This is a genomic window from Nocardia sp. NPDC052112 (assembly GCF_040680135.1).
Classification (GTDB): domain Bacteria; phylum Actinomycetota; class Actinomycetes; order Mycobacteriales; family Mycobacteriaceae; genus Nocardia.
In genome coordinates, this window is sequence record NZ_JBFAWD010000004.1 from 338,197 (window position 1) to 350,502 (window position 12,306).

The window sequence follows — 12,306 nt, forward strand, 5'->3', positions numbered from 1 at the left end:
GGCGGTCATGGCCGCGTCGGCACATTCTGGTCGGCGACGCCGCAGAGGGTGTAGCAGAAGACGAATGGCACCGCACCGTCGTTGAACCATGCGTGTGGTGTGCCGTGCTGGACCACGCAATCCCCCGCGCGCAGCGATACATCGACACCGTCGCCGAGGCGCAGGCGGCCCTCGCCGCTGAGCACGACGACGAAATCAACGCTCACGGTGCTGTGCATGCCGGGCGCGGCGGGGTCGAAGGCCGCCATCATCCCCGGCAGTTTCGCCTCCGCTTCCGCGACAACGGCCGCCATCGCCTCCTCGGACAGGTCGGCGTCGGGCTCATAGGTCAGCCCAGGCGGTACCGAGATGAATCCGAAACGCAGCCCACCCGGACCGGGGAAATAGGATGTATCGGTCTGCGGCGGCATCAGGTCGACCGGCAGTTCGGGCAGTTCGTCGAGTTCCCACATCCGATGGATCTCTGCGCCGGGCAGCAGCGCCAATGTCAACGGGTCGATGCTGTCGTCGGCCAGTACCCGTCCCTTTCCGGTTCCGTTGTCGCCGATCACGATTCTGCGCATGTGCACTCCTGACTATCGTCCGCAACCAGCTGAATCGGGTCGGCACCGACAGCCGTACCGGCCGATCCGGGCATCAGCTATCCGGACCGTATCCGCTGCGCACGCAGCCCCGCTTGTCCCGAAGCGCATGAGCATTGTCCCGACGCGCAGATCTCGAAACCCGGCAATGCTCGCTCCAGCGGTGCTCCGCGCGGTTCTGCACTAGGCTGCTTCCAGAGTTGGGGCCGGTGCTCGGGCCACCGATGATCGTCGAATCGGAGGCGACATTCATGAATCGAGCGGCGATAGCCGACTCCGCCACGACACGTGCGGTGGATCCACATGAGCGAGCCGACTATTGGGCCGATCTGATCAGCACATACCACTGTCGGCTCGGCTACCGATTCCCGAGCCGCACCGACTTCCAAGGCCACACACAAGTGCGGCGCACCGACGCCTACCAGCTCGTCGGGTGGAAATCGGATGCCGTCACCTACCTTCGCAACCCGAGCCACATCCGCGGCGACCCCGACGACGACTACCGGCTGATCGTTCCGTTCGCGGGGCAACTGTCCTTCCGCACCGATGACGGGTACGGGATCCTCGCCCCGGGAACAATGGGCCTGGTGGCCGTCAACCGGCCCTACGCGATGACCATGTCCGACGGCACACACGGGGTGATCATCACCATTGCGCGCAAGGAGATCGAGCATCGTCTCAACCGCGTCGTTCCCCCCAACCACCCCTTGGATCTCACGACCGGGCTCGGGCGGGTGACCGACGGGATCCTCGGCGGCCTGTATTCCGAATGTGCCGCACTCACCGACCTCCAATTCGACAACGTCTCCGAACGGCTGGTGGACCTGCTCTGCATGCAGATCCTCGGCGAACCGGCGAGCTCGCCCACCCAGCTCGCCCATGTCGAAGCGACCGCTCGCCGGTATATCCATGACCATGCCGGAGATCCGGGCCTCACCGGCACGCACGTGGCGGCTGCGCTCGGCTGGTCACTGCGTCAAATTCAACTGGCGTTCAGCAATGTCGGCACCACACCCAGCGAAGTGATCCGGGAAGAACGCCTGCGATTGGCACGCGACCGCCTGCGCAGCCCCGCCTACCAGCATCGGAGTATCACCGATATCGCATCGGACCTCGGCTTCGGTTCGATGAGCAGCTTCAGCAAGGCCTTCCGCCGACGCTTCGACACCACGCCCGGCCAACTCCGCGAGGACTGGCGGGCCGCGCCCGACCCTGCCGCACTCCAGCGCTGATTTCCGGAGCGACCAGCCGGCACGGTCACGCTATCGTCGCAGCGTGGATTCCCTGCGTCAGCTGCGGTACTTCGTCGCCGTCGCCGAAGAACTGCATTTCGGGCGGGCGGCCGAACGCCTTGGCATCGCGCAGCCTCCGCTGAGCCAGCGCATTCGCAAACTCGAACAGGATCTCGGCGCGCGGCTGTTCGACCGGGACAGCCGACGCGTCGAACTCACCGAGGCGGGCCAGATCCTGCTGGTCGAAGCCCGCGATCTGCTGGCCCGCTGGGATCGGGCGCAACGGCTGGTAGGCAAGGCGCATCGGGGTGAGATCGATGCGCTGCGGGTCGGTGTCCCACCCGAACTGGCCGGACGGGTGCTCGCGGCGATCCTCACGGCATTCGAAAGCCGGGACGTCCGTGTCGATGTGCAGGAGCTGACCACCGCCGAGCAGATCCGGCTGCTCGCCGACCGCCAACTCGACGCCGGACTGCTGCAACATCCGGTAGATGTGGTCGGCCTCGAGCTCGGCTCCGCGGTCGAGACACCGCTGGGCGTGGTACTGCCACGCGATTCGCCGCTGGCGACGCGCTCCGCGGTCGCCCTCGCCGACCTGGCCGGACTCGGTCTGGTGATCTTTCCGCGGGCCGCAGCGCCCGGACTTTACGATGCCACCCTGCGCACCTGCTGGGAGCACGGCTTCCGGCCCACCCGCGTCCAGCACGCGCGCAATCCCGAATTCGTGCTCGGCATGGTGCTTTCCGGCCGCGGCGTCGCCTTCGACCAGGGCATGGTCGCGCAAACGGAACCGCGCGTCGTGTGGCGACCGCTGACCGATGCCCTGAGCTGGCGGCTTTCGCTGGCCTGGCCGGCCGCGGCACCGCATCCGCTGGTCCACGAAATGGCCGAGTTGATCGTGACGGTCATCCAGGGCGACGGCGCATCGCGGCCCGCGCCCGCTCAGGAGGTGGCGCAGCGGCCGTGGAATGTCGTATTCGGCAGATCGTGACGGATGCGGTGAATCGCGGCGCGTGCGGCCGCACCGATCGCATGATCCACCTCGGGCAGCCGCTGCGCGAGCGTATCCGCTCTGGTGAATACCGCTACGGCATAACGGCTTCCGCCGGGATAGGTCACCACGCCGATCTCATTGCGAATCGCGGGCAGTGATCCGGTCTTGCCCCACACCGACACCTCGGGTGGGAAGGCCGCGGCGAGCCGGTGCCAGTTGAGCTGCTGGCCCATGAGGTCGCGCACCCACCGGCAGGCGGCTGGATCCGCCGCGCGGTCCTGGCCGAGCAGGGTGAGCAGGCGGGTCATCTCGCGCGGCGTGCTCGCGGTGGTGCGCAGCGGGTCCATGGCACGGGTGCCCAGCACCTCTGAGACGCTCAGGGTCGGGAAGCGCCGCGCGAAGTCGGCGGTATCGGATGCGCCGATATCCTCTGCCATCGTCTGCACGACAAATCTGGGCGAGCCGACGATCCGGGTCGCGGTGAGCCCCAATTCGCGCACCAGCGAGCGCACATTGTCCAGGCCGACGCGATCGAACAGCAGGTCGGCGGCGGTGTTGTCGCTCACGGTCAGCGCGAAGAACGCCGCATCGCGCAGGCTGAACTCGACATCGTCCAGACATCCCGCGGTGCCGACGCCACCGAGCCGGTCCGCCGCGCTCGCCCGCACCCGATCGGTCGGGTCGAGCTGCCCCGCCGCCACCTGACGAGCGAACTCCAGCACCAACGCCACCTTCACCACCGACGCCAGCACCACCGGTTCATCGGCACCGAGCCCCGCCTCACCAGCGCAATCGAAACAGCGAGCATGCACCCAACCGCGCACACCAGCCTTACGGAAGATCTCCTCCACGACTGCCAAACTTCCACACCGGATGGCTCGGGGCAGCTTGACTCTCCCGCCGATGGAGGGTTCACGCTCGTCACCATGAAACTCGACCTGGCCAAGAGCGACCGGCACTACTACGACGCCACCACCGAACCCGAACTGCGCACCTTCGACACCTACGGCTATCTGACGGTCACCGGCTCCGGCGCGCCCCTCGGCGAGCAGTACACCGAGGCGGTACAGGCGCTGTATCGAACTGCATACGGTGCCAAGAAGATCGCCAAGGCGGACGGCCGGGATTTCGTGGTGCCGAAGCTGGAGGGCCAGTGGTGGGTGAACTCCGATGAGCCGCCGCTGTCGGTGCCGCGCGAACAGTGGCAGTGGAAGCTGATGATCCGGATGCCCGACGTGGTCACGGCCGAGATGGTGTCCGGTGCGACATTCGAGCGTCTGACCGAGGGTGCGGCGATCCAGGTCATGCATATCGGACCGTACGCCACCGAGCCGGAGACGCTGGCCAGGATGGAAGCGTTCATGGCCGCCGAGGGGTTGCTCATGAACGGCCGCCATCATGAGATCTATCTCTCGGATCCGCGCAGATCCCGGGCCGCGAATATCCGCACGATCCTGCGCCATCCCGTGCGTCGCGCGTGAGATCGGCTGTGCCGCAGGCGGTTACCAGGCGCGGCCCAGATAGCCGAGCAGTCGGCGGTGCGCGGGCGCGTCCGCGGGTACCGTGATCTCCTCGTCGAACATCCCCGGTTTGCGGAAGCCGTCGAGCCCGCCCATGGCGCGCATGGTGGTCAGCAGTTCGGCGCACAGTTCGTCATCGGCGAGGTCGGGCCGGTCGATGGCCACCGCGATATCGACGCCGTGCGCGACGACCTCGGTGAGATGGACCATGGCAGCCGCGGGACCGGGTATCTCACCGAGCGCCATGTGCACAGTGCCGGTCAGGGCGTCGGGACGATGCCAGGCAGCGCGGTCCACCTCGGCGGCCGCGGCGAACGCACCCTGCGGATCGATGCCGAGCCAGTCGTCCTCGAGTCCGGCGCCCGCGTCGGTACCGCTGACCCCGGCCGCGAACCCGTGCATATTGCCGACGGCGTGGTTGAGCACCGCGTGCACATCCCAATCCTGGCACGGCGTCGGCGCCGCGAGCCGGTCGCCGTCGACGGCGGCGATCACGATCGCACCCGTCATATCCAGTGCGCGGTCGATCTGTCCGATCACATTGTCCATGGGCATCCTTCGCTCGAAGCGTCAGCAGAAGTGATAGCACAACGGGATGACATCCAAACTCGATCCAACGCCGCGCAGATCACGGAAACCAGCACCACAAGGCCCCGAAAGGGTTGCGCCGATACCATTCCGGACCAGCACGTGATCGAATGCGTCGAGATGTAAACGGCCCTATCGAGTTCCACACGGCACCTCGGACCGGCAGACCGCAACGGCCGTCGGTCCGCAGTCATATGCGAGATCCGTTAACCGAGAACCGGATAGATCCTCGGACCTCGTTGGTAAATCCTCACTTCGCAACCGTGCCGGAACCCGCGGCCCGCGGATCGTGCCGCGACCACACCGATGAAACAGAAGCGGCAAACGCAACAGCGGCCGCCCGAGACTCGGACGGCCGCTGCGAAATCAGGTTTGGTCAGGCCCGTCGTCGGATTCGACATCCTTCTCGTCGAGCCGGGCAATACCGGGTTCGGTACCCTCGTCCGCCGCCTGATCCGGCTCCGGATGGTCGGGCTCGAACGTCGCGGGCAGGCCCTTGATATGCCGGTTCATCGAACGCACCAGCAAGACGGTCCCGGCGAGCAGCACCAGAATGATCACCAGACCGAGCGGCGACGCCTTGCCGAATTCGGGTCCGGTGGGCGTGCCGGGAGATTGCGCGAGGAAGACCAACATCAGCGGTGCTCGTCTTCGATACCGGCGAACAGATCGGTCTCCGGCAGCGTGGAGTCGATCCTGGACTTGGCCAGTTCGAACTCCTCCGTGGGCCACAGCCGCTGCTGCATTTCCATCGGAATCGCGAAGAACGCGCCGTTGGGATCGATCTGCGTCGCGTGCGCGCGCAGCGCGTCATCACGCAGCGGGAAGTACTTGGCGCATTCGATCTGGGTGGTCACCCTGGTCATGCCGTCCGGACGGCCCTGCCGGAAGGCGCGCGTGCGTTCGAGCCACTCCTGCAGCGGGAACGGCTCACCGATCCGCTCGTATTCGGCGGCGAAAACATCCAGGCGCGCCATGGTGAAACCATGGTCGTAATAGATCTTCAGCGGCTGCCACGGCTCGCCCGCGTCCGGGAAACGCTCCGGATCGCCCGCCGCCTCGAACGCGGCCATCGAGACCTCATGGCAGCGGATGTGATCCGGATGCGGGTAGCCGCCGTTTTCGTCATAGGTGGTCATCACATGAGGCTTGAACTCGCGCACCTCGCGGACCAGCGCCTCGACGGCCTCCTCCAGCGGGACCAGCGCGAAGCAGCCCTCGGGTAGCGGCGGCGGCGGATCGCCCTCGGGCAGGCCGGAGTCGACGAAACCGAGCCAGGTCTGGCGCACACCGAGTGCGGCGGCCGCGGCCTCCATCTCCTCGCGCCTGATCTCATCGATCCGCTCCAACACGCCGGGGGTGTCCATCGCCGGGTTGAGGATGCTGCCGCGTTCGCCGCCGGTCAGCGTGACGACGAGGACATCGTGGCCCTCATCGGCATACCGTGCGGTCGTCGCGGCGCCCTTGCTCGATTCGTCGTCGGGGTGCGCATGAACCGCCATGAGCCGGAAGCCACTCACGTCTCGTTCACCTCATCAACCACCGTCATACCTCGTACTCTCCGCCGCCGGGGTCCGATCTACCTGTCCCTATAGTTCCATTCGACAGACTTTTGTTCCGACATACCCCCCGGAGTGAGACGGCATGAGTGAAACGCCCGGTGACACGCCGATCGACCGACGTGCCGACCGGTACGGAACCACGCCACGCCCGAAGCGCCGCTGGATTCCGTTCGCACTGGGCGCGGTCGTACTCGCCGCCGGTCTCGGGGTCGCCTACCTCGGCTTCCAGAAGTACGGACCGGAGGATATCGACGCCGAGCAGCTCGGTTACACCGTCGTCGACGACTCCACCATCTCGGTCCATCTCAAGGTCACCCGCAAGGATCCGCGGCGGCCGGTGGTGTGTTTCGTCCGCGCGATGGCCAGGGACGGGTCCGAATTGGGCCGCCGCGAGGTGCTGATCGAGCCGTCCGGCAGCGGCACGGTCGAGCTGACGACCACCGTCCGCGCCTCGGCCCGGCCGGTGTCGAGCAGCATCTACGGCTGCAGCGATGACGTGCCCGAGTACCTGCGGATGGGCTGAGCTACCTGCGGGCGGGCCGATTCCGGGCGAGACACCACCGGACCGTCCGCAAAACGAACGCCGACCTGCATGTTTGTGATTCATGCTAAAATGGCGTGATACACGGTTCCGGGGCTCGGAGCCGTGTTTGCTGCATTGGCGGCCAGCGCTGTCAGTTCCGGGTGTGTGAGTTTGCCGGACCTGAGGCCTGTCGGGGTTCGATGAACTTCCCCAGGATGGCACTAGCCGTCGGCTGGTGCGTGCCCGCCCCCTGCGGGCACTGCAGCGGATCAGGGAACCCGGCCGCGGCCGGGAACAACTACTAGGGAGTGATCGAGATGACTGAGACGCAAGTGACTTGGCTGACCCCGGAGTCGCACGACAGGCTCAAGGGTGAACTCGACGCGCTCATCGCCAATCGTCCGGTCATCGCTGCCGAGATCAACGAACGCCGCGAAGAGGGCGACCTCAAGGAAAACGGCGGATACCACGCCGCGCGCGAGGAGCAGGGTCAGCAGGAGGCGCGCATCCGGCAACTGCAGGAGCTGCTGAACAACGCCAAGGTCGGCGTTGCGCCCACCAAGTCCGGCGTCGCACTCCCGGGTTCGGTCGTCAAGGTCTACTACGACGGTGACGAATCCGACACCGAGACCTTCCTCATCGCCACCCGCGAAGAGGGGCTCAACGATTCCAAGCTCGAGACCTACTCGCCGAATTCGCCGCTCGGTGGCGCGCTCATCGATGCGAAGGTCGGCGACACCCGTGAGTACACGCTGCCGAACGGCAAGACCATGAAGGTGACACTGGTCAGCGCGGAGCCGTACCACAGCTGATCTGGATCCGGGACCGGCTCGACCGGAGCATCCCGACACCAGACCCGAAACGAGCGGCCGCATCCCGGAGATCCGGGTGCGGCCGCTGTTCGGCATAAATTGTGTCATGAAGCCAATCGGCCCGGTGGCGATCGCATTGCGCTGCACCGAGCGTGGCGGCATGCGGCAAGTGTTCCCGTTCGCCGCGATCTCGATCCTGTTGCCGGCAGCCGGGATCCGCACGCTCGTCGCGCGCTGATCCCGGCCGATAGCATACCTAGTTCGCCAGAGCCTGTTCGATATCGGCGAGCAGATCGCTGACGTCCTCGATGCCGACCGAGAGCCGCACCAGATCGTCCGGCACTTCCAGCTGCGAGCCCGCAGTGGAGGCGTGCGTCATGGCGGCCGGATGTTCGATCAGCGATTCCACGCCGCCGAGCGATTCGGCGAGGGTGAAAATCTTGGTGCGCGAGCAGAACTCGTGTGCCGCTTCTTTACCGCCGTTGAGCCGCACCGAGATCATGCCGCCGAAGCGCTTCATCTGCTTATCGGCGATGGCGTGGCCAGGGTGCTCGGCCAGTCCTGGGTAGATGACCTGGGAGATGGCCGGATGCCGGGTCAGGAATTCGGCAACGGTCTCGGCGTTGTCGCAGTGCCGATCCATCCGCACCGCGAGGGTTTTGGTGCCGCGCAGGGTGAGGTAGGCATCGAACGGACCCGGGACCGCACCCGCACCGTTCTGCAGGAAAGCGAATGCCGCATCGAGTTCCGGATCGTTGGTGATCAATGCGCCGCCGACGACGTCGGAGTGTCCACCGAGGTACTTGGTGGTCGAATGCGTGACGATATCGGCGCCGAGCAACAGCGGCTGCTGCAGATACGGCGTGGCAAAGGTGTTGTCCACCACCAGTTTCGCACCCGCGACATGTGCGACCTCGGCCAGCGCCGGAATATCGCCGATGCTCAGCAGCGGGTTGGTGGGGGTTTCGATCCAGATCAGCTTGGTGTTCGGGCGGATCGCGGCGCGCATCTCGTCGACATTGAATACATGCGCGGGCGAATGCTCGATGCCCCACTGGCTGAAGACCTTGTCGATCAACCGGAAGGTGCCGCCGTAGGCGTCGTCCGGGATGACAATGTGGTCACCGGGACGCAGCGTCGCCCGCAACGCACAGTCGGTGGCGGCCATGCCGGAGGCGAATGCGCGTCCGTAGCGGCCCGATTCGAGCGCGGCGAGGTTCGCCTCGAGTGCGGTCCTGGTCGGGTTGCCGGTGCGGCCGTATTCATAGCCTTCGCGCAACCCGCCCACCCCGTCCTGGGCGAACGTCGAACTCGCGTAGATGGGCACGTTCACCGCACCGGTGCGCGCTTCGGGGTCATATCCGGCGTGCACGGCTCTGGTGGAGAATCCCAGCTCAGTCATGGACGTCAGCCTAGCCCCGGCGATCGGCGGGCTACCGGCCGGTGGCTTCGGATCAGCCGTTGTGCGCCGATCCCGGCTTTCGCCGCGGCGACGGCGGTAGGTTGAGCTCATGCTGAGCGTTGATGAACTGTTCGCGATCGATGCCCTGTTGACCGAGGACGAGCGCGAGATCCGCGATACCGTCCGCACGTTCGCCAACCATCGGTTGCGGCCGCAGATCGCGGAATGGTTCGAGGCCGGGACCTTCCCGGCCCGTGAACTCGCGCCGGAACTGGGCAATATCGGGTTGCTCGGTATGCACCTGGACGGCTACGGATGCGCGGGCCTGTCGGCGACCGCCTACGGTCTGGCCTGCCAGGAGCTCGAGGCGGTCGATTCGGGTGTGCGCAGCATGGTCTCGGTGCAGGGTTCCCTGGCCATGACCGCGATCCACAAGTTCGGCTCGGAGGAGCAGAAGCAACAGTGGCTGCCGGAGATGGCGGCCGGACGTGCGCTCGGCTGCTTCGGACTCACCGAACCGGATTTCGGCTCGAATCCGGGTGGCATGCGGACCAGAGCCAAGCGCGACGGCGCCGACTGGGTGCTCAACGGCTCCAAGATGTGGATCACCAATGGCTCGGTGGCCGATATCGCGGTGGTGTGGGCACAGACCGAGGACGAGGGCAAACAGGTGGTGCGCGGCTTCCTGGTCCCGGCGGATACGCCCGGATTCACCGCGCGCGAGATGCATCACAAGTTGTCGCTGCGCGCATCGGTGACGGCGGAGCTGGACTTCGACGATGTGCGGTTGCCCGCCGATGCGGTGCTGCGACAGTCGCGCGGACTGAGCTCCCCGCTCGCCTGTCTGAGCGAGGCGCGGTTCGGCATTATCTTCGGCGCGCTCGGCGCGGCGCGCGACTGTCTGGTGGCGACCATCGAATACGCGCGGACCAGGGAGGTGTTCGACAAGCCGCTGGCCGCCTACCAGCTGACCCAGGCGAAGCTCGCGGATATGGCGCTCGAGTACGGGAAGGGACAGCTGCTCGCGCTGCAGGTCGGCAGGCTGAAGGATCGCGGCGAGGTGCTGCCGGAGCAGATCAGCGCGGGCAAGTTGAACAGCACCCGGGAGGCCATCGCGATCGCCCGCGAATGCCGGACCATTCTCGGCGCGAACGGCATCACGCTGGACTATCCGGTGCTGCGGCATGCGAACAATCTCGAATCGGTGCTCACGTACGAGGGCACGGCGGAGGTGCACCAGTTGGTGCTCGGAAAGGCGCTCACCGACTCGAATGCGTTTCGGTAGCGGCCTTTCTCCAGGCGGATTGGGCCTGCGCGCGAGCGGGCGGCACACTACTGTCGTAGGGTGTCGTCGATCCGAGTCACCGAGGTGCTCGCCGCGCTGTCGCTGACCACCGACCTGGCGACCGGGATGCCGTTCGAAAAGGGTTTGGCCACCTGCCTTGTCGCGTCGGCGCTGGCCGATCGGATCGGGTTGGACGAAGCGGACCGGCGGGTCGTGTTCCATGCTGCGCTGCTGGGCGCGGTCGGCTGCACCAGCCGTGCCTCGGAGAACGCCGATTCCTATGCCGATGACATCGAATTCCAGCGCGCATACCACACGCTCGATCCCGGTGACAGCACCGTCTTCGCAGGCCAGATGCGAAATTTCGGATCCTGGGCGCCAGCGGCCCAATCCACCCTGCGGGACCGGTTCGTCACCATGGCGCCGCAGGGTGCGCCGATCGCGGTCCGGTCGGTGTGCGAGGTCAGCCGGGCACTCGGTCCGCGACTCGGCCTACCCGACGGGGCGGTGCGCGCGCTCACCGAGGTGAAGGAGCGCTGGGACGGACTCGGCGCGCCTGATCGGCTGGACGGCGAGAACATCTCGCTGGCCGGGCGCATCCTGCATCTGGCCGAACAGACCGTATTGTCGTTGGGCCCCAACGCGATCGGGTCGGGTGCGGCCGCTGCGGGCGCCACCGAGGCGGGGACCGTCATCGACTCCGGCCGACGTGACCAGCGCGCGGCACTCACCGAACTGCGCCGCCGGGCGGGCGGGCATCTCGACCCCGAGTTGGTCGCGGTCTTCGATGCCGATCCGGACGCGGTGTGGGGCGCCTTGGACGTACCCGACCTGCTGACCGCCGTCGTCGCGACCGAACCGGGGCTGCCGACGGTGATCCAGCCCGCCGAACGGGACCGGTTGTGTCTGGCCCTCGCGATCGTCGTCGACCTGAAAGGCCGCTATCTGCTCGGCCACTCGGCACATGTCGCGCAGCTCAGCGATACCGCCGCGGCGCTATTCGGTATGCACGTGGACGAGCGCGCGACGCTGCGGGCCGCCGCGCTCGTGCACGATCTCGGCCGTGCCGGTGTGTCCAGTGCGGTCTGGGACCGTCCTGGTCCGCTCGGCGCGGGCGACTGGGAACGCGTTCGGCTGCACAGCTATTGGACCGACCGGGTGCTGCGCCGTTGTCCGGGGCTCACCGATCTGGCCGATGTCGCGGCGGGCCATCACGAACGTCTCGACGGCAGCGGCTATCACCGTGGCGTGCGCGTGCACGATCTGCCGCCGACCGCCCGATTGCTCGCCGCCGCAGACGTTTTCGCGGCCATGACCGAACCCCGCCCCTATCGACCCGCGGCCGAGCCGAGCGAGGCGGCGGCGCAACTCACCGCCGAAGCCGCAGCGGGCACCCTGGACCGAGATGCCTGCGCGGCCGTCATCGAGGCCGCCGGGCTGCGCCCGCCACGCACCGAGTGGCCGAGCGGACTCACCGATCGCGAGGTCGACGTGCTGCGCCTGGCCGCACGCGGGCTGTCGAACCGTCAGATCGCCGCGGACCTCGTGGTCTCCGAACGCACCGTAGGCCACCATCTGGCTCATATCTACGACAAGATCGGCCGCCGAACTCGTGCCGGCGCAGCGGTTTTCGCCATGGAACACAACCTCATGCCCGGCTGATACCCCCGCGCACGGGGTGCCCGGGATCCGATCCGGCGGCTCGATCGGTCCGGCATCTTCAGCACACATCTATCGCGCGATCGACATGAACGATCGCATATTCGAGACGATTTCGGCCGCGCCGACCGCGCCCGGATTCATCGAA

At 66.9% G+C, this 12,306-nt stretch carries 14 protein-coding genes; 8 read left to right on the forward strand and 6 right to left on the reverse strand.

Annotation, left to right across the window (positions count from 1 at the left end):
- Window positions 1-5: 5 nt before the first annotated feature.
- Window positions 6-563 (reverse strand): cupin domain-containing protein, encoded by a 558-nt coding sequence (locus tag AB0L58_RS10000; protein ID WP_364384028.1) that lies wholly within the window; start codon window positions 561-563, stop codon window positions 6-8.
- A gap of 269 nt (window positions 564-832) precedes the next feature.
- On the opposite strand from AB0L58_RS10000, the gene AB0L58_RS10005 reads away from it, so the two are divergent.
- Window positions 833-1,813 carry a helix-turn-helix domain-containing protein gene (locus AB0L58_RS10005; RefSeq protein ID WP_364384031.1) on the forward strand — a complete coding sequence of 327 codons (981 nt, stop codon included), beginning with the start codon at window positions 833-835 and terminating at the stop codon, window positions 1,811-1,813.
- 43 nt (window positions 1,814-1,856) lie between these two features.
- Window positions 1,857-2,804, forward strand: a complete 948-nt coding sequence (locus AB0L58_RS10010; RefSeq protein WP_364384034.1) for a LysR substrate-binding domain-containing protein — start codon at window positions 1,857-1,859, stop codon at window positions 2,802-2,804.
- Here the strand turns inward: AB0L58_RS10010 and AB0L58_RS10015 are convergent.
- A complete protein-coding gene (locus AB0L58_RS10015; protein WP_364384580.1) occupies window positions 2,756-3,658 on the reverse strand; it encodes a serine hydrolase in 903 nt (300 codons plus the stop codon). The genes AB0L58_RS10010 and AB0L58_RS10015 overlap by 49 nt on opposite strands.
- A 75-nt stretch (window positions 3,659-3,733) precedes the next feature.
- Here AB0L58_RS10015 and AB0L58_RS10020 point away from each other — a divergent pair, with 75 nt between their 5' ends.
- On the forward strand, window positions 3,734-4,288 hold the full coding sequence (locus AB0L58_RS10020; RefSeq protein ID WP_364384037.1) for a GyrI-like domain-containing protein: 555 nt from the start codon (window positions 3,734-3,736) through the stop codon (window positions 4,286-4,288).
- A 21-nt stretch (window positions 4,289-4,309) separates the two neighbouring features.
- Here the strand turns inward: AB0L58_RS10020 and AB0L58_RS10025 are convergent, their stop codons facing one another.
- The 3 genes from AB0L58_RS10025 to mca form a co-directional block, all read right to left on the reverse strand.
- Window positions 4,310-4,876 carry a TIGR03086 family metal-binding protein gene (locus AB0L58_RS10025; protein ID WP_364384040.1) on the reverse strand — a complete coding sequence of 189 codons (567 nt, stop codon included), beginning with the start codon at window positions 4,874-4,876 and terminating at the stop codon, window positions 4,310-4,312.
- A gap of 405 nt (window positions 4,877-5,281) precedes the next feature.
- Window positions 5,282-5,551, reverse strand: coding sequence for a hypothetical protein (locus AB0L58_RS10030; RefSeq protein ID WP_364384042.1), 270 nt, complete (start codon window positions 5,549-5,551; stop codon window positions 5,282-5,284).
- Complete coding sequence (mca, locus tag AB0L58_RS10035) at window positions 5,551-6,417, reverse strand: mycothiol conjugate amidase Mca (protein ID WP_364384583.1); 867 nt, start codon at window positions 6,415-6,417, stop codon at window positions 5,551-5,553. Before mca ends, AB0L58_RS10030 begins: the two co-directional genes overlap by 1 nt.
- Window positions 6,418-6,559: 142 nt before the next feature.
- Here mca and AB0L58_RS10040 point away from each other — a divergent pair, with 142 nt between their 5' ends.
- The 3 genes from AB0L58_RS10040 (at window position 6,560) to AB0L58_RS10050 (ending at window position 8,050) form a co-directional block, all read left to right on the forward strand.
- Window positions 6,560-7,000, forward strand: coding sequence for a DUF4307 domain-containing protein (locus AB0L58_RS10040; protein WP_364384045.1), 441 nt, complete (start codon window positions 6,560-6,562; stop codon window positions 6,998-7,000).
- Between the two features lie 317 nt (window positions 7,001-7,317).
- Window positions 7,318-7,812: a transcription elongation factor GreA gene (gene greA / locus AB0L58_RS10045; RefSeq protein WP_040695247.1), complete on the forward strand. Its 495-nt coding sequence runs from the start codon at window positions 7,318-7,320 to the stop codon at window positions 7,810-7,812.
- 76 nt (window positions 7,813-7,888) lie between these two features.
- Window positions 7,889-8,050 carry a hypothetical protein gene (locus tag AB0L58_RS10050; protein WP_364384048.1) on the forward strand — a complete coding sequence of 54 codons (162 nt, stop codon included), beginning with the start codon at window positions 7,889-7,891 and terminating at the stop codon, window positions 8,048-8,050.
- Window positions 8,051-8,068: 18 nt separating this feature from the next.
- On the opposite strand, the gene AB0L58_RS10055 is transcribed toward AB0L58_RS10050, so the two are convergent.
- Entirely contained in the window at window positions 8,069-9,214 is a 1,146-nt protein-coding gene (locus tag AB0L58_RS10055; protein ID WP_364384051.1) for a cystathionine gamma-synthase, read from the reverse strand.
- A 109-nt stretch (window positions 9,215-9,323) separates the two neighbouring features.
- On the opposite strand from AB0L58_RS10055, the gene AB0L58_RS10060 reads away from it, so the two are divergent.
- Together AB0L58_RS10060 and AB0L58_RS10065 are read left to right on the forward strand one after the other, a co-directional pair.
- On the forward strand, window positions 9,324-10,499 hold the full coding sequence (locus AB0L58_RS10060; protein ID WP_364384054.1) for an acyl-CoA dehydrogenase family protein: 1,176 nt from the start codon (window positions 9,324-9,326) through the stop codon (window positions 10,497-10,499).
- Window positions 10,500-10,559: 60 nt separating this feature from the next.
- The gene (locus AB0L58_RS10065; protein ID WP_364384057.1) at window positions 10,560-12,161 is read left to right on the forward strand and encodes an HD domain-containing phosphohydrolase; all 1,602 of its coding nucleotides are present in this window, start codon (window positions 10,560-10,562) and stop codon (window positions 12,159-12,161) included.
- Window positions 12,162-12,306 lie beyond the last annotated feature (145 nt).

What these genes read in the sequence shown, in the direction of transcription:
- AB0L58_RS10000 (WP_364384028.1), bottom strand. Translation starts at nt 563, where the DNA reads ATGCGCAGAATCGTGATCGGCGACAACGGAACCGGAAAGGGACGGGTA.
- AB0L58_RS10005 (WP_364384031.1), top strand. Translation starts at nt 833, where the DNA reads ATGAATCGAGCGGCGATAGCCGACTCCGCCACGACACGTGCGGTGGAT.
- AB0L58_RS10020 (WP_364384037.1), top strand. Translation starts at nt 3,734, where the DNA reads ATGAAACTCGACCTGGCCAAGAGCGACCGGCACTACTACGACGCCACC.
- AB0L58_RS10025 (WP_364384040.1), bottom strand. Translation starts at nt 4,876, where the DNA reads ATGGACAATGTGATCGGACAGATCGACCGCGCACTGGATATGACGGGT.
- AB0L58_RS10030 (WP_364384042.1), bottom strand. Translation starts at nt 5,551, where the DNA reads ATGTTGGTCTTCCTCGCGCAATCTCCCGGCACGCCCACCGGACCCGAA.
- mca (WP_364384583.1), bottom strand. Translation starts at nt 6,417, where the DNA reads ATGGCGGTTCATGCGCACCCCGACGACGAATCGAGCAAGGGCGCCGCG.
- AB0L58_RS10040 (WP_364384045.1), top strand. Translation starts at nt 6,560, where the DNA reads ATGAGTGAAACGCCCGGTGACACGCCGATCGACCGACGTGCCGACCGG.
- greA (WP_040695247.1), top strand. Translation starts at nt 7,318, where the DNA reads ATGACTGAGACGCAAGTGACTTGGCTGACCCCGGAGTCGCACGACAGG.
- AB0L58_RS10055 (WP_364384051.1), bottom strand. Translation starts at nt 9,214, where the DNA reads ATGACTGAGCTGGGATTCTCCACCAGAGCCGTGCACGCCGGATATGAC.
- AB0L58_RS10060 (WP_364384054.1), top strand. Translation starts at nt 9,324, where the DNA reads ATGCTGAGCGTTGATGAACTGTTCGCGATCGATGCCCTGTTGACCGAG.